The 17449-nt window shown below is 36.5% G+C and carries 16 protein-coding genes; 13 read left to right on the top strand and 3 right to left on the bottom strand.

Annotated features, from left to right (window positions below):
- Nucleotides 1-97: 97 nt before the first annotated feature.
- From HP569_RS13865 to ytkD, 9 genes are all read left to right on the top strand, one after another.
- A complete protein-coding gene (locus tag HP569_RS13865) occupies nt 98-1492 on the top strand; it encodes an isochorismate synthase (RefSeq protein WP_182201755.1) in 1395 nt (464 codons plus the stop codon).
- Nucleotides 1489-3249, top strand: a complete 1761-nt coding sequence (gene menD / locus HP569_RS13860) for a 2-succinyl-5-enolpyruvyl-6-hydroxy-3-cyclohexene-1-carboxylic-acid synthase (protein WP_182201754.1) — start codon at nt 1489-1491, stop codon at nt 3247-3249. The genes HP569_RS13865 and menD overlap by 4 nt, the downstream gene beginning before the upstream one ends.
- On the top strand, nt 3224-4042 hold the full coding sequence (menH, locus tag HP569_RS13855; protein ID WP_182201753.1) for a 2-succinyl-6-hydroxy-2,4-cyclohexadiene-1-carboxylate synthase: 819 nt from the start codon (nt 3224-3226) through the stop codon (nt 4040-4042). The genes menD and menH overlap by 26 nt, the downstream gene beginning before the upstream one ends.
- On the top strand, nt 4039-4857 hold the full coding sequence (gene menB, locus HP569_RS13850) for a 1,4-dihydroxy-2-naphthoyl-CoA synthase (protein ID WP_182201752.1): 819 nt from the start codon (nt 4039-4041) through the stop codon (nt 4855-4857). The genes menH and menB overlap by 4 nt, the downstream gene beginning before the upstream one ends.
- A gap of 99 nt (nt 4858-4956) precedes the next feature.
- On the top strand, nt 4957-6411 hold the full coding sequence (locus HP569_RS13845; protein WP_182201751.1) for an o-succinylbenzoate--CoA ligase: 1455 nt from the start codon (nt 4957-4959) through the stop codon (nt 6409-6411).
- 94 nt (nt 6412-6505) lie between these two features.
- Nucleotides 6506-7735: a DNA polymerase IV gene (locus HP569_RS13840; RefSeq protein ID WP_281366466.1), complete on the top strand. Its 1230-nt coding sequence runs from the start codon at nt 6506-6508 to the stop codon at nt 7733-7735.
- Nucleotides 7736-7748: 13 nt separating this feature from the next.
- Nucleotides 7749-8093, top strand: coding sequence for a YolD-like family protein (locus tag HP569_RS13835; RefSeq protein WP_182201749.1), 345 nt, complete (start codon nt 7749-7751; stop codon nt 8091-8093).
- 123 nt (nt 8094-8216) lie between these two features.
- Nucleotides 8217-8792 carry a hypothetical protein gene (locus HP569_RS13830; RefSeq protein ID WP_182201748.1) on the top strand — a complete coding sequence of 192 codons (576 nt, stop codon included), beginning with the start codon at nt 8217-8219 and terminating at the stop codon, nt 8790-8792.
- A 60-nt stretch (nt 8793-8852) separates the two neighbouring features.
- Nucleotides 8853-9335, top strand: a complete 483-nt coding sequence (gene ytkD, locus HP569_RS13825; RefSeq protein WP_182201747.1) for an RNA deprotection pyrophosphohydrolase — start codon at nt 8853-8855, stop codon at nt 9333-9335.
- A 56-nt stretch (nt 9336-9391) separates the two neighbouring features.
- On the opposite strand, the gene HP569_RS13820 is transcribed toward ytkD, so the two are convergent.
- From HP569_RS13820 to HP569_RS13810, 3 genes are read right to left on the bottom strand one after another with little or no spacing between them, the layout of a single operon-like run.
- On the bottom strand, nt 9392-10201 hold the full coding sequence (locus tag HP569_RS13820) for an ABC transporter permease (RefSeq protein WP_246367281.1): 810 nt from the start codon (nt 10199-10201) through the stop codon (nt 9392-9394).
- On the bottom strand, nt 10176-10958 hold the full coding sequence (locus HP569_RS13815; RefSeq protein WP_182201746.1) for an ABC transporter ATP-binding protein: 783 nt from the start codon (nt 10956-10958) through the stop codon (nt 10176-10178). The genes HP569_RS13820 and HP569_RS13815 overlap by 26 nt, the downstream gene beginning before the upstream one ends.
- Before the next feature lie 14 nt (nt 10959-10972).
- A complete protein-coding gene (locus HP569_RS13810; RefSeq protein ID WP_182201745.1) occupies nt 10973-11962 on the bottom strand; it encodes an ABC transporter substrate-binding protein in 990 nt (329 codons plus the stop codon).
- 138 nt (nt 11963-12100) lie between these two features.
- Between HP569_RS13810 and HP569_RS13805 the strand changes: the two genes are divergently transcribed.
- The 4 genes from HP569_RS13805 to HP569_RS13790 all read left to right on the top strand — a co-directional run bounded on the left by HP569_RS13805 (nt 12101) and on the right by HP569_RS13790 (nt 17270).
- Entirely contained in the window at nt 12101-12478 is a 378-nt protein-coding gene (locus HP569_RS13805) for a thiol-disulfide oxidoreductase DCC family protein (RefSeq protein ID WP_182201744.1), read from the top strand.
- 224 nt (nt 12479-12702) lie between these two features.
- On the top strand, nt 12703-13899 hold the full coding sequence (metK, locus tag HP569_RS13800) for a methionine adenosyltransferase (protein ID WP_182201743.1): 1197 nt from the start codon (nt 12703-12705) through the stop codon (nt 13897-13899).
- Nucleotides 13900-14068: 169 nt separating this feature from the next.
- Nucleotides 14069-15955: an asparagine synthase (glutamine-hydrolyzing) gene (asnB, locus tag HP569_RS13795; protein ID WP_182201742.1), complete on the top strand. Its 1887-nt coding sequence runs from the start codon at nt 14069-14071 to the stop codon at nt 15953-15955.
- Nucleotides 15956-16190: 235 nt separating this feature from the next.
- Nucleotides 16191-17270, top strand: a complete 1080-nt coding sequence (locus HP569_RS13790) for a tetraprenyl-beta-curcumene synthase family protein (protein WP_425501883.1) — start codon at nt 16191-16193, stop codon at nt 17268-17270.
- The last annotated feature ends 179 nt before the right edge of the window (nt 17271-17449 follow it).

Here is a 17449-nt window from a genome sequence, read left to right as displayed (position 1 = left end):
TAGAATAGAGTTGGGGAAAGTTTTAGTCAAAATAGATAGTGAAGAATAAATCATATATATTTATGTAAAAACCCCTATCATTTTCGGAGGGTTGATGATGATTGAAGTAAAGGAAAAAACAATAAAAACCTTATTGGAAGATGCTTGTCAAACAGTAAGGGAAGAAAAAACAGCACGTCTTATAAGTATAACGGAGAGAATAGATCCAGTTAATCCGTTTGCTGTGTTTGAGCGTGCAAAACATATATCACCTGATCGTGTGTTTTGGTCAAGTGTTGCAGATGACTTTTATTTGGTTGGTGTTGGTGAATCTCAAGCTTTTCAAGCGACAGAAGATGTCTACAATGATATTGAAAAACAATGGCAAGCGCTAACAGATGAAGCCATTGTATGTAACGACAGCCAACAGACCGGGACAGGCCCAGTTGCTTTTGGTGGGTTTCCTTTTGATTCACAAGAACAGCTAGAAGGTGTATGGAAAGATTTCAATGGTAGCCATTTTAGAATTCCGACATACTTGGTTGTTCGTAATGAGTCAACTTACTATTTAACGATTAATTTAATGGTTGAACCTAATGATCAAATAGAGAAATTATATAAAGAGGTTGAACAGCAAACAGCTTATTTACTTGAGACCTTGCACTTGGATCAGACACAAGCATCCGTTGTTCAAAAGGAACAAAGTAATTCTGAGCAATGGGTTGAATTAGTAGAGAAAGCAATACATCATATTAAGCAAGATCAAGCGGCTAAGATTGTATTAGCGCGAGAAATGAGCGTCCATTTTGAAGCAAAACCGATTATTTCTTTGGCTCTACGGCAATTAGCTGAGGCACAATCATCTAGCTTTGTGTTTGCTTTTGAACAAGGAGAATCCTGTTTTATTGGTGCAACACCAGAGCGTCTTGTTCGTGTCGAGCAGGAGCGGTTATTTTCAGCATGTATAGCTGGCACTGCTCCTAGAGGGGAAACGGAGTCAGAAGATCAGCGTATTGCAGATCGTTTAATAGAAGATGATAAAAACAGAGAAGAACATGATTATGTTGTACAAATGATTAAACAAGCTGTTTCTCATTCTTGCACGGATGTAGATATTCCAGATCGTCCACGTGTCTATCCATTGAAAAATTTGCAGCATCTATATACACCGGTAACCGCAAAACTGAAGAACGACTACACGATTCTTGATGTTGTGAAGCATTTGCATCCTACCCCAGCTTTAGGGGGATTACCACGAGATGCTTCGACTGCATTTATTCGATCATTTGAACCAATCGAACGTGGGTGGTATGGTGCGCCAATTGGATGGTTTGATATGAATCAAAACGGCGAATTCGCAGTCGCAATACGTTCTGGACTAATTAAGGCGAAAAAGGCAACTTTATTTGCAGGGTGTGGAATAGTAAAAGATTCCGATCCGATGTCTGAGTATGAGGAAACTTTAATCAAATTCACACCTATGTTGGATGCGTTAGAGGTGGAAAACGAATGAATCACACAGAACAACTTACAAGATATGTCGCACAGTTTGTTGACGAGTTAGCTACAAATGGATTAGTTAACGTGGTTATTTCACCAGGTTCTCGATCCACACCATTAGCTATGACGTTCACCCATCACCCAAGTATAAAAACTTGGGTGAACATGGACGAGCGCTCGGCTAGTTTCTTCGCACTCGGCATGGCTAAACAAACGAATCGTCCAGTGGCACTTGTTTGTACTTCCGGAACGGCTGCGGCAAATTATTACCCTGCTATTATTGAAGCACATTATAGCCGTGTCCCTTTATTAGTGTTTACAGCCGATCGACCACATGAATTACGAGATGTTGGCGCACCGCAATCCATTAATCAATTGCGGCTTTTTGGTGAGTATACAAAGTGGTTTCAAGAGCTATCATTACCTGATGCGACACAGATGAGTTTGTCTTATATTCGCTCTGTTGCTGCTAGAGCATACCATCTATCGAATGCAACGAATAAAGGAGTCATACATTTAAACTTTCCATTTCGTGAACCACTTGTTCCGGATTTCTCCCTTTCTGATTTATGGGGAGCAGATAGAACGAGATCTCAACTGGAGGTAGCACAAGGCTATGCGCAACTTTCGGTTAATCAATTACAGCAATTATATAATCAGCTACAACAATATCGAAAAGGAATTATTGTTTGTGGACCAATGGAAAATCAAGAAGCACAGGCTGACATAATCGCGTTTGCTAAGGAATGGAAGTTTCCTGTTTTCGCTGATCCACTTTCGCAATTACGTCAAGGGGAAGCAGATAAAGACGTCGTGATTGAAAGTTATGATGCGATATTGAAGGATGCTACTAATCGTAAACATATCAAACCTGATTTCGTTATTCGTTTTGGTGCAATGCCTATTTCTAAGGCATACATGCTGTGGCTAAAAGAACATGATAACATCGATCACTATGTTGTAGAGGAAAAGGAAGGATTTAGAGAGCCTGTCGGTCACAAGACTACAATGCTTTATACAGAACCTCGCGTGCTATGTCGTTCGTTAATGTCGTTTTCTCCGCCTCCGTTTGATACGGATTGGCTTGCAAAGTGGCAACAATGGAATCAGCATGCTGTTTCCATTTTACGAACGCAAGATAAACATTCCTTAACAGAAGGGGATGCAGTACTTGGTTTGGCTGATTTAATTCCTGACGATAGTACACTGTTCATTGGTAATAGCATGGCTATTCGTGATATAGACACTTTTTGGTTCTCAACTAATAAGTCTATCCGAATGTTATGTAATCGAGGTGCCAATGGTATAGATGGTGTGATTTCAAGTGCATTAGGTGCTTCATCAGCAAATAAACGGGTCACCTTGTTGATCGGTGATTTATCTTTTTTTCATGATCAAAACGGTTTGTTAATGGCAAAACACTATCAATTAGATATGACGATTGTTTTAATAAACAATAACGGTGGTGGGATTTTTTCTTTCTTGCCACAAGCTAAACAACAGTCACCTTATTATGAAGCATTATTCGGTACCCCTTTGGATATTGATTTAGCACATACAGTGCAATTATATCAAGGTCATTACACACATCCTACTGATTGGAGCGAATACAAACAAGCATTAGAAGCGAGCTACAAACGTCCAGGGCTTTCTGTTATTGAATTAAAAACAATTCGGGAAGAAAATGCGCATTGGCATGAAAACAAATGGAAAGAAATTGCATCGCTTATAGAGGATGATATAAATGTATCTAACAACAAACGATTGTAATTATTGGGTAGAGACCTTTGGAGAACGAAAAGGCATTCCAATGATTTTTTTGCACGGTTTTACTAGTACAAACAATACTTGGGATCAAACCATTTCTATATTTTCGAAAAGTCATTGGTGCATTTCGCTTGATTTACCAGGGCATGGTAAGACTGAGATGGATAAGCCGATGAGAATGGAAGCTTTTTGTGATGATTTGGTAAATATACTTGATCAATTGCAGATTGAACAAGCACATCTTATAGGCTACTCTATGGGAGGACGAGCTGCACTTTCTTTTACTATGCTTCATCCAAGTCGCGTGTATTCGCTAAGTCTAGAAAGTGCATCTCCAGGTTTAGATACTATCGATGAACAATTAGCCCGTCAAGCGAAAGATGATGCGTTGGCTGATCGGATTGAAACAGAAGGCATTCCTGTATTTGTTGCTTATTGGGAGAAGCTACCGTTATTCTCTTCGCAAAAACATTTGCCTGACTTGGTCCGTCATCGAATAAAAGAAGAACGTCTTTCCCAATCTCCTAGTGGTTTAGCTGCTTCATTAAGGGGAATGGGAACAGGAGTGCAGCCTTCATGGTGGGATAAGTTAGCGACGATTAATAAACCGCTGCTTTTTATTGTTGGTGCATTAGATGAAAAGTTTGTTAAAATAGCAGAAGAAATGAAACAACAGTATGAAAATGCTGAATTAGTAGTCGTTTCTGATGCAGGACATGCAATTCATGTGGAACAAAGAGAAAAATTTGATACAATAGTTAAGGATTTTATTTTACGAATGGAGGAACAAGCATGACAATAAAATGGGAAAACGAAAGAGAATATAGCGATATTCTTTATGAAACATATAATGGCATAGCTAAAATATCTATTAATCGACCAGAAGTTCGAAACGCATTTCGTCCACACACGGTTCAAGAATTAATTGATGCATTTTCTTATGCACGTGACGATTCGAATATTGGTGTGATCGTTCTAGCAGGTGTTGGAGATGACGCATTCTGTTCTGGAGGAGACCAGAAAGTACGAGGACATGGTGGTTATGTAGGAGAGGATCAAGTACCTCGATTGAATGTGCTTGATTTACAACGTTTAATTCGAGTAATTCCAAAGCCTGTTGTTGCTATGGTATCTGGTTATGCAATTGGTGGCGGACACGTCTTGCATATTGTTTGTGATCTAACGATTGCTGCAGATAATGCGATTTTCGGTCAAACAGGTCCGAAAGTTGGAAGCTTTGATGCTGGTTATGGTGCTGGTTACTTGGCGCGTATTGTGGGTCATAAAAAGGCACGTGAAATTTGGTATTTATGCCGTCAATACAATGCACAGGAAGCACTTGATATGGGCTTAGTAAATACGGTTGTTCCATTGGATCAGTTAGAAGCGGAAACAGTGCAATGGTGTGAAGAAATGTTAGAGAAATCACCTACTGCACTTCGTTTCTTAAAGGCGTCATTTAATGCTGACACGGATGGATTAGCTGGTTTACAACAAATGGGTGGCGACGCAACGTTGTTGTACTACACAACCGATGAAGCAAAAGAAGGTAGAGATGCCTTTAAAGAAAAAAGAAAGCCAGACTTTAAAAAATTCCCAAGATTCCCTTAAACACGTAAAAAAGACGAGCAATGTTGTTCGTCTTTTTTCTAATAATAAATAAATTTAGAGGCTTGATATGAGATGTAAAGATAGGAGTTGTCTATAGTTATGGGTGAACAAATGCCTCATTGGCTTGAGAAACAAGCTGAATTGAACAGTGAAGGTCTTGCGATTGAATCACCTTCATTTGGAAAGCTATCTTTTTATGAATTGCGAAATGAAGCCAAATCGTTCGCAAAAAAACTTCGATCCATTGGCGTGGAGGAAGGATCACATGTTGCTCTTTATACAGATAATCGTTTAGATTTTATCATAGCGGTTCATGCATTAAGCTATATTCATGCTGTTGCGGTCTTGCTTAATACTCGCTTAACACAACAAGAAATTCAATTTCAATTAAAAGATGCAGATGTATCGTTTTTATTATTTGAAGAAGAAAAACGGTCGTTTGTCGATGATTTATCTGTTGCACATAATAATTCCTTTTTTTCTTTCACAGAGATTCATCAATTAACTCAAGACAACGCCACCCTGCAGCAAACTATAAATCTTGATGATATTTATACCATTATTTATACGTCAGGTACAACGGGCAATCCAAAAGGGGTTGTTCATACATATGGAAATCATTGGTGGAGTGCTATTTCTTCTATGCTTAATTTGGGTTTAGATAAACAAGATAAATGGCTTGCTACTTTGCCTTTATTTCATGTTGGTGGCTTTTCATTATTAATGAAAAATATTATTTATGGTATGCCGATTTATTTATTGGATCATTTTGAACCAAAACGAATTAATCACGCCATTATAAATGAGGGGATAACAATTGTCTCGGTTGTGTCAGTCATGCTGGATCGTCTAATCGAACAGTTAGAAACAGATCGGTATCCAGAATCATTTCGTTGTATGCTCTTAGGTGGAGGGCCTGCATCAGAACAGCTTTTGACAAAAGCGACAAGTTACCAGATTCCTGTTTTTCAAACGTATGGAATGACAGAGACCGCATCACAAATTGCTACATTAAGCCCGAATGATGCATTCAAAAAGACAGGCTCAGCAGGAAAAGCACTTTTTTCTGCCGAAGTAAAAATCATGCAAGATAAACAAACTGCAGCTCCTCTTGTTGTTGGTGAAATTTTTGTTAAAGGTCCAATGGTTACACAAGGATATTACAAGCAGGAACTAGTAAGACAAGAGAATTGGCTACCGACTGGCGATGTAGGCTATTTAGATGAGGATGGTTTTTTATATGTCGTCGATCGACGAAATGACTTGATTATTTCAGGAGGAGAGAATATTTATCCCGCTGAAGTAGAAAATGTTTTATTGCAGATAGACGGCGTTGTTGAAGCTGGTGTAGTGGGGAAAGAAGATGCCCGGTGGGGGAAAGTACCAGTTGCTTTTGTTGTAGTTAATCAAGCGTTCGATTTAAACATAGCAAAAGAAATGTGCAGTAAACATTTAGCTAAATATAAAATACCTACCGCATTTCATATGGTAGATGCACTACCACGAAATGCGTCAAATAAATTATTGCGTCATAAATTAATAGAGTGGATTTGATGTTTAACAAAAAATACCACTTTTAAAAGAACAAGCGTTCGTATATAATGTATACGAACGCTTGTTCTTTATTAAATAAAAGGGGATGGACAATTTGGATAAAGTTATTTTTTTAGTCGATATGCAGTCGTTTTATGCTTCTGTTGAAAAAGCGGCTAATGCAACTTTGGCTACTAAGCCTGTACTTGTATCCGGTGACCCGAAACAGAGAAGTGGTATTATTTTGGCTGCCTGTCCAATTGCAAAACAACATGGCGTGAAAACAGCAGAACCGCTATGGGAAGCGCAAAACAAATGTCCAGAGGCTGTAGTTGTTCGACCCCGCATGCAGTTATATATTGATGTGTCCTATCAAATAACCAAAATTTTGGAGCAATTTTCAAATGAAATTGAAGTATATTCGATTGATGAGCAGTTTATTGATTTAACAGCAAGTCAACGCTTGTTTGGCACCCCTGCTCAAATCGCTGAAAAAATACAACGTACAATTGTAGAAAACATAGGTGTTCAAGCAAGAATAGGAATTGGTCCGAATAAAGTATTAGCTAAAATGGCGTGTGATGTTTACGCCAAAAAAAATAAACAGGGCATTTTTCAACTAGATCACACAAAATTACAGACACATTTATGGCCACTTCCTGTCGGTAAATTATTTGGAGTTGGATCAAAGATGGAGAAGCATCTAACAAAGATGGGATTGCATACCATTGGTAATGTTGCCAATTATCCATTACATTGGCTGAAAAAAAGGTGGGGGATTAATGGAGAGGTATTATGGCGAACAGCTAATGGGATTGATTATAGCCCTGTTACCAGCCAAACACACCAACAACAAAAAGCCATCGGGCATCAAATGACATTGCCACAGGATTATTATCATTTAGATGATATAAAAGTAATTCTGCTCGAGTTGAGTGAAGAGGTTGCTAGGCGTGCAAGAAAACAAGATTACCTAGGGAAAAGTATAGCTGTTACTGCAAGAGGAATTGACTTTGATCTACCCACTGGTTTTCATCGACAGCAGAAGCTAGTTACGGAAACATATTTTGGAGTAGATATCTATCGTGTAGCTGTTCGTTTGTTTGAAAAATTTTGGGATGGCTTACCTGTTCGATCGATTGGAATTACTTTAGGACAATTGGAAAAAGCAGATACGTACCAGCTTTCTTTATTTGATCGAACAGAGGAAAAAGAAAATTTAAGCAAAGCTATTGACCGCATGTATGAAAAGTATGGACCAACCGCTGTTGTGCGTGCCTCCTCCTTAATGACAGCAGGTCAAGTACATGAACGCGCAAATAAAATTGGAGGACATTATAAGTAGAGGAGGAAATGGCGTGAGACCGAATAAATTAACACCAGGATATAATATAATGTGGGAATCTAGTCGAATGGTTCTTCCTGAACATAAGGCGGTTTTAAGAAAACATCACAATGAGCAAAAGAAATATGATAAACCAGTACTTGATGAACAGCAGTTAGTTCAGCTTTCAGAAGACATTTCATTTGCCTTTCATAAACAGATAGGAGTCAAAATTCGAACATATCATCCACAACAATTAATCTATTATTCCGGTCAAATTAAAAAAGTCAATACAGACAACGGTTCGATTCAAATAGTGAATGATGAAGAAGTAAACTGGATTTCTTTTTGTGATGTATTAGAGGTAACTTTCTTTTAATTTTTTGCAAATAAAGAAACTTTTTTCGCTCGTTAATACGTTATATATATAGAATAAAAAAATGATAGAACGTGTTTAAGGGATAGAAATAAAAGGTATAGAAGAATATAAGGGGTGGGAGAAATGAAAAAACAACGAGCGAAAATACTTATTAGCCTACTAGCTATTATTCCAATAATTATATTTTCATATCAAGAAACAAATGAACTTAAGCCTTCAAACGATATAAATGCTGTGCAAGGGACAGAGCTGGCTGTAGCAAATAAAGGCAAAGAACAACTTGTCGTTCAAGCAGCTCAAGACAATCAAACAGAACTTACGCATGAAATAATAATAGAAAAAACAAATCAATTTATGGAAACTCTTGTCCAAGAGGTCGATACAACAAATAAAGTAAAGCAGATGAATACAACAGAAGAATTGTATCAAGCTTTTGAACGTGTTACTACAAGGGATGTAGCCAAAACATATGTAGATTATTACTATAAAGAAAAAGAAGATGGATTATATATTTTACCTACAGAAACACCACCATGGTTTGTAGAAGGTAAAGATTATCAAAAAGAAAAAATAGCGGATAATACGTATCATATAACACAAAATAATCAAAGCGACATGTATGGTAACTATGTGATAAGTATTGAAATGAGCTATAAACAAGGAAATTGGATAATCACTAAAATTAACCACAATGGCTAAGAAAATGCCTGAAAAGATGTTACAATAAGAGCAAAACATGTGATATAAAGAGGGACATATATGGAAGTGTTTACAGATTATTATGCCAATGAAGTGAGATTATCATTTGAAGATCATCCATTTGAGAAGAATCCAAAGCATGTATGGATTATCTGCAAATTGGAGGATCAATGGCTACTAACAAAGCATAAAAATCGAGGATTAGAGTTCCCGGGTGGAAAAGTAGAAGCAGGGGAAACACCAGAAGAAGCAGCCATTCGTGAGGTGCAAGAAGAAACCGGTGGATTAATCAAGACATTAACTTATGTTGGGCAATATTATGTAAAAGGAAAAACAGAGCATGTAGCAAAAAACATATATTTTGCCGAAGTGAGTTTATTAATGAAACAATCCGATTATTTTGAAACAGAAGGTCCGGTGTTATTAGAAGAACTACCAGAACAGATTACAAGCAACCATATGTTCAGTTTTATTATGAAAGATCAAGTATTACCCTATAGCTTGAAACAAATCAATAAAATAATGAATATAAATAAAAAATAGAAGCTGTGCTTAGCAAGCTTCTATTTTTTCATCTTCTGATTTTTTTCTAATAAGCATTATATTTTCCTAATTAACCATGCTTCAAACTTATTGACTCCTTGGTACATGATCGCTGCGATAAAGGCAATAACTAATAAACTATACAATACAAGCGTAAAGTTAAACACTTGAAAACCATAGACAATTAAATACCCTAATCCTTTGGCAGCTACTAAAAATTCTCCGACAATAACGCCTACCCAAGATAATCCAACGTTCACTTTAAAAGTAGAAATAATAGAAGGAAGGGAAGCAGGAAAGACAGCTTCTTTAAAACATTGCCATTTCGTCGCTCCAAAGCTTTGTAAGACAGTAATATAATTTTTATCCACTTCACGAAAAGCGCTATAGACGACCAGGCTAGTGACAATGATTGAAATAATTGCCCCCATCATAATGATAGAGAAATAACCGGGTCCCAATGCCACGATGATAATTGGTCCTAAAGCAACTTTTGGCAAAGCGTTTAATACCACTAAATATGGATCAAGCACGTCGTACAGTTTTCTTGAATTCCAAAGCAAGAATGCAATGATAATCCCACCTATTGTACCAATAAAGAAACCTGCAATTGTTTCTAATACAGTGACACGCATATGATACCACAGATTTCCATTCAAGATATTTTCATATAATAACGAAACGATTCTTGATGGAGAACTGAAAATTAGTGGATCAATCCAATGAAATTGACTTGAAAGCTCCCAAAGTATAAAGAATGAAAGGAAGAGTAATAGTTGCATGTATCTTGTATGGCGTTTATCGGCTTTGATTTTTTTAACGTGGCGGTCAAACAATTGTTTATCCGATTGTTGATTTTGTTTCAAGGCTATTCAACTCCTCCCAAATACGATCAAATAAATGTTGGTATTTGATATGCTTACGAGCCTCGAAAGGAGACAGGTCGCGTACTTCGATAGGAACTTCAAATAGTTGATGAATCTCTCCAGGATTCGCACGCATTAAATAAATTTGATCACTCATTGCGATCGCTTCACCAATGTCATGGGTAACTAATATGGATGTTTTGTTGTATCGTTTTAATAACGCTGAAACAAAATCCTCTAGCTTCAATTTTGTTTGAAAATCAAGTGCAGAAAAAGGTTCATCCAACAAAAGCAAAGAAGGATTAGTAATCAATGTCCGAGCAAGTGCAACGCGCTGACGCATCCCACCTGAAAGGTTGTTCGGATAACTTTTTATTACTGTCTCTAATCCCATGTCTACTAACAATTGTTTTGCTTTTTCGGTCATTTCTTTCTGCTTGTTTCCTACTATTTTTGGACCGATCAATACATTATCAATAATATTTTTCCAAGGAAATAAATAATCTTGCTGTAGCATATAACCAATTTCTCTTTGATTCTTTTCTAACGGTTTATCATTTATTAATACACTACCGAATGTTGGATGGATGATTCCGGCCATAATGGATAATAAGGTTGTTTTGCCACAGCCGCTCGGTCCAAGTAGTGAAATAAATGAGCCTTCATCTACAGAGATTGAGATATTATCTAAAGCCTTCGTATAACTTGAACGGTTAAAGTAATAATGGGTGATTTGTTTCAGTTGTAAAAAACTCAAGGAATATAACCTCCTTATTCATTCATAACCTCTTTGGCGATCTCTGTATTAACGATAGCTTCATGTTTAATATCTGCTGGGAGTTCGCCTGCTTCATCCATAATAGATTTAAGGTTATTCCATTCTTCCTCATCTAAAACAGGATTCTCTGCATAAGATCCTTGTGCTTGATAACGCTCGACAGAAGCACTTAATAGTTCTAGTTCTGTTTCTTCAAAATAGGGCTGAACAATGCTGGCGATTGTTTCAGGGTCTGTTTTTTGTATGAACTGTTGTGCTTTGTATAATGCGCGTGTAAACCGTTTAGCTGTATCGCGATTTTCTTCTAAGAAACTTTTCTTTGCCATAAATGCTGTATAAGGCACATAACCGGAATCTTCGCCAAATGAGGCAACAATCGTACCGTTTCCATCCTTCACAAATTGACTAGCAGTTGGTTCAAACAATTGGACATAATCACCAGTGCCGGATAAAAATGAACTAGCAATGTTTGCGAAATCAATGTTTTGAATTAAATTCAAATCTTGATGTGGATCAATGCCGTGTTCTTTTAGTACATATTCTCCAACCATTTGTGGCATGCCACCCTTACGTTGACCTAAAAATTCACTTCCTCTTAGATCTTCATACGAAAAATTTTCTACGGGTTCTCGTGCAATAAGAAAAGTACCGTCTGTTTGTGTTAATTGGGCAAAGTTAATTATCGGGTCATCTGCGCCTTGAGCTTCTACATATATCGACGTTTCTGGTCCGACTAATCCAATATCTGATCCTTCAGATATAAGTGAGGTCATTACTTTATCTCCGCCAGCAATAGTTTGTAATTCAACTTCCAAACCCTCTTCTTCAAAATAACCTTCTTCTAGCGCAACGTATTGTGGTGCATAAAAGATACTTCTAGTTACCTCAGCAACTTTTACTTTGGTTAAATCACTTGAATTGTTGCAAGCAGTAACGAACAATAGTAACCCAAACAGCATAAATAAAAAGTAATGTTTTTTCATCATGATGGCTCCTTAATCCAATGTTTTGTTATACTTTATGCAATATATAAAGATGTGTGCTTGCCTATCTATCTACTAAAAGATCGATGCTTAATTAGTGAAAAGAAGTGGAATACTAGTAATAGGAGGTGCGATAGAATGAAAACACTTATCTTATATGACGAAAACTGTTATCTATGTAAACAAAGTAAAAAAATAATAAAAAGCATTGATTGGTTCCGTGTTTTTCAATGGGAATCGTTACAATACTATCAACAGAGAGTTACGCTCTCAGAAGAAGATAAAAAAGCTTTAGAAGGAGAAATTCATTTACAGCGTCCGGACGGAGAATTATTAAAAGGCTTCTATGCGATTAGATATATTTTACTTCGTTGTGTGCTCACAAGCTGGTTAGGACTGCTTGCTTATTTACCATACGCCGATCGTATTGGTAATCCGATCTACCGTTTTATCGCACGCAATCGTTATAGAATCTTTAAAAACAAGTGTGCAAATGGGACTTGTCGCATCCATTAATAATGCGTTTAATTTATATTGACAAGGATAAATCCTTCCGTTACGATAACAATCGAATGTATTATTATCGTCAAAAAATATATGCTAAGTATAGCAATGTATTGTTAAAAAACTTAATAAGATATAACACATTATCATTGCAGAATAAATAAGGAAGACGTAAAATAGGTTTATTCAGCAATTTTTAATAGTGGTTAGAAGTGTGAGAAGGGAGATTTAGCAGAATGGCTGCAAATCGTCGATTATTTACCTCAGAATCAGTAACGGAGGGACACCCAGATAAAATTAGTGACCAAATCTCTGATGCGATTCTTGATGAAATTTTGAAAAAAGATCCAAATGCTCGTGTGGCTTGTGAAACCACAGTAACAACGGGGTTAGTATTAGTTTCTGGAGAAATAACTACCTCAACATATGTAGATATCCCACAAATCGTTAGAAATACGATTAAGGAAATTGGATATACCAGAGCAAAATTTGGATTTGATGCAGAAACATGTGCTGTGATGACAGCAATTGATGAACAATCACCGGACATAGCGGGTGGTGTGAATCAAGCGTTAGAAGCACGTGAAGGAAACATGACAGATGATGAGATTGAAGCGATTGGGGCTGGAGACCAAGGTTTGATGTTTGGTTATGCCAATAATGAAACGAAGGAATTAATGCCTTTGCCAATTGCATTAGCACATAAATTAGCTAAACAGCTTGCAGATGTGAGAAAAGATAAAACATTAGATTATTTAAGACCTGATGGAAAAACACAAGTTACAGTTGAATATGATGAAAATGATAAGCCGATTCGTATCGATACCATTGTTATTTCTACGCAACATCACCCGGATATTCCATTGGATAAAATTCAATCGGATTTAAGAGAACATGTCATTAATCCAATTGTTCCTGCAAATTTATTAGATGATCAGACAAAATATTTCATCAATCCGACCGGTCGATTTGTTATTGGTGGACCTCAAGGTGATGCAGGTTTAACAGGAAGAAAAATCATTGTTGATACGTATGGTGGTTATGCGCGTCATGGTGGCGGAGCATTCAGTGGTAAAGATGCAACTAAGGTAGACCGTTCAGCTGCATATGCCGCAAGATATGTTGCCAAAAATATTGTTGCAGCTGAATTAGCAACTGCATGTGAAGTACAACTTGCATATGCAATTGGTGTTGCAGAACCTGTTTCCATTTCGATTAATACATTTGGTAGCGGCAAGGTAGATGAGGAAAAATTGGTAGAAGCAGTACGAGCTAATTTTGATTTACGTCCAGCTGGAATAATCAAGATGCTTGATTTACGTAAGCCGATTTATCGTCAAACAGCAGCATATGGACACTTTGGAAGAACAGATGTTGCATTTCCGTGGGAAAGTACAGATAAAGTAGAAGCGCTGCAGCAGTTTGTACAATAAAAGAGTAGTGTTTGCTAAAGTACTAGGTGCAAGCCTAGTGCTTTTTTAGCTAGTATTTTATTATAAAAGTGGTAAAATATGAGTATTAGTGAAACGAAAATCATATGACAAACGTCTATATTAAATGTTAAAGATAAAAGATATTTAAATAAAAGGGAGATTTAAAGCAATGTGTGGTTTTATTGGTATTTTACGAAATGAGCCTAAATTATTAACTGAAGAGAATCAATTATACCGTCCCAATACACTTATTACACACCGAGGGCCAGATGATGAAGGATATTATGAAGATGAATATGTTTCTTTTTCTTTTAGAAGATTAAGTATTATAGATATAGATAACGGACACCAACCTTTTTCATATGAAAATGAGCGTTATTGGATGGTGTTTAATGGGGAAATTTATAACTACATTGAATTAAGGAATGAGTTGATTCAATATGGTTATAAATTTGATACAGACTCAGACACAGAAGTTATTATCTCCATGTTTCATCACTATCGTGAAGAAGCTTTTAAACAATTGCGAGGTATGTTCGCCATTCTTATATGGGACAAGCAAGAAGAAACATTATATGGTGCTCGTGATCCGTTTGGCATTAAGCCACTTTATTATAAGAAAACAGATAAAGATATACAATTTGCATCCGAAAAGAAAAGCTTAACACATTTAGATGGTGAGGAAGTTAGTCTAGAAGCATTACAGCATTATCATAGTTTTCAATATGTACCTGAACCATTGTCTATGTCCAAAAATATTTATAAGGTGGAACCAGGTCACTACTTCGTGAAACAAAGAAACCAAACGATTACTTTTAATACTTATTGGGAACCATCTTTTCATCCTGTTAAGCGAGAGAAAAAAGATTGGATAGATCGTATTCAAAATGCCCTATATGATTCGGTTAAGATGCATATGAGAAGTGATGTTCCTGTAGGTTCGTTTTTATCAGGCGGAATTGATTCTTCTATTATCGTTTCAATGGCAAAAGCTTATAACCCTAATATAAAAACGTTCTCTGTAGGCTTTGAACAAGAAGGATATTCAGAAGTAGATGTTGCAAGGGAAACAGCAGAGAAGTTGGGTGTAGAGAATCACGCATACATGATTACGCCAGAAGAATTTGTTAAGGAATTGCCAAAAATCATCTGGCATATGGATGATCCGCTTGCAGATCCAGCTGCTGTACCGTTGTACTTTGTAGCAAGAGAAGCAAGTAAGCAAGTGAAAGTTGTGCTTTCTGGTGAGGGAGCGGATGAGCTGTTTGGCGGTTATAATATTTATCGTGAGCCACATGACTTGCGTATCTTCAATAAACTACCTAACATATTAAACCAATTATTAAACCGTTTAGCTAAAATTTTGCCAGAAGGTATGAGAGGGAAAAGTTTGTTAGAACGTGGAACAACCCCGCTATCAGAAAGATATATTGGTAATGCTAAGATGTTCGAAAACAGTGAGAAGAAGAATATTTTGCAACATTATTATCCAGATCATGTTTACCAACAAGTGACCGATCCTCTATATGCGGCTGTTAATAAAGATCATGCTGTTCACCAAATGCAGTATATCGACATTCATACATGGCTTCGAGGAGATATTTTATTAAAAGCTGATCGAATGACAATGGCACACTCTTTGGAGTTACGTGTTCCATTTTTAGATAAAGAAGTATTTCGTGTAGCAAGTGAATTACCAGTTGACCAAAAAATTGCAAATGGAACGACGAAGCACATCTTGAGACAAGCAGCACGAGGAATTGTACCTGATCATGTGCTTGACAGAAAGAAGTTAGGCTTTCCTGTGCCTATTAGACTCTGGTTGAAAAATGAATTATATGATTGGGCGAAGAATATTATTCAAGAAAGTCAAACAGATCATTTATTAAAAAAGGATTACATTTTAGAACTATTAGAAAGCCATTGCCAAGGCAAGGGAGATTATAGTAGAAAAATCTGGACTGTTTTAATATTTATGATTTGGCATAAACTATATATAGAAAAAGAATTTGTAACAGAGCTAGAGGGAAGCAGATTGATGGCAGAAACATTCTAGTTAGTTATTTATCCACACATGCACCCCTGTTGGTTTATCCAATGAAGCGGGTGTATTTTGTTTTGTTGAAAGGTTATAGGGAGTGACGTAGATAAGTTAACATTCGTAATCAATGAAGAATGAAAAGCTGTTACGCATAAAAACCATGTGTTTGTGTAAAACATGAAAATGAAATAGATGGTATACTAATGTAAGATTAAAAATTGATGTTTTTAAAAGAAAAGAGGTATCAACTGTGCATCATCAAGTTAAGCGTTTTGCTCCATTGCTCATGCGATCCGTTTTCAAGAAAATATTCCCGGAAGTTTCAAGACAATTATTATATTGGCAAAAAAAAGCTGAATTAATTCCAAATCAAGAATTAAGAGAGCAGGCTCTAGCGAGTATTAAGACAAAAAAATTCCATTGTCAAGGTGGCAGTGTATACAGCTTATTAGCTGAAGATAGATGGCAAGATTTTATTAAATTTATTGTTGCCTATCAAACTATAAGTGATTATCTAGACAATCTGTGTGATCGAAGTACATCTTTAGATCCGGAAGATTTTCGTATGTTACATCAATCAATGGAAGATGCATTATCTCCAAATGAACAATTGAAAAATTATTATAAATATCGCACAGATCAAGACGATGGTGGTTATTTGGCTCAATTAGTTCAAACATGCCAAGAAACACTACTCACCATTCCTTCTTATGACAGTATTCAATCTCACTGTTTGGAATTAGAGCAGCTATATAGTGACTTGCAAGTGCATAAGCATGTAACGAAAGAAGAAAGAATTCCACGATTAGAGAAATGGTATCAAGCGTATAAAGAAAAGTGGCCATCATTAAGTTGGTATGAATTCTCTGCATCGAGTGGATCAACACTCGGGATTTTTTGTATGGTTGCTTATGGCATGGCAGGAAAAGCGGATGAACACTTAGCTAATCAAGTGTTTGACAGCTATTTTCCTTATATGCAAGGATTACATATTTTATTGGATTATTACATTGACCAACAAGAGGATTTAGAGGAAGACGATCTGAATTTTTGTCATTATTATCAAGACGAACAAGAATTGAAGGAACGATTGTTATTTTTTGTGAAACAAACGAATAGCAGTATACGTCAATTACCAGATCGACGTTTTCATGAAATGGTACACAAGGGATTAGTTGGTCTATATCTAGCGGACCCGAAAGTGAAAGAACTTGAAAATGGAAAAAAAGTTACGAAGATGCTGTTACAGGCTAGTGGCATTCACTCTGCTTTTTTTCACCTTAATATCAAAGTATATAATCATTTTAATCGAAAAGCCAAAGAAGCTTAACTCTGAACTGCACCCCAATTGTTAGACACTACCTAACAATTGGAGGTGCAGTTTTTTATATGAGCAAATATACAAGTGATATCAAATTAAATGTTATTCAAGGCTATTCCCCAAAAGTAATGTCTCAAAGTGAATATGCAAAACAAATGGCTATTCCCAAAGCACAATTCCAATATTGG

Origin of the sequence: Paraliobacillus salinarum (assembly GCF_014083865.1) — a bacterium.
Classification (GTDB): Bacteria; Bacillota; Bacilli; order Bacillales; family Amphibacillaceae; genus Paraliobacillus; species Paraliobacillus salinarum.
This window is presented reverse-complemented; position numbering and strand designations above follow the sequence as displayed.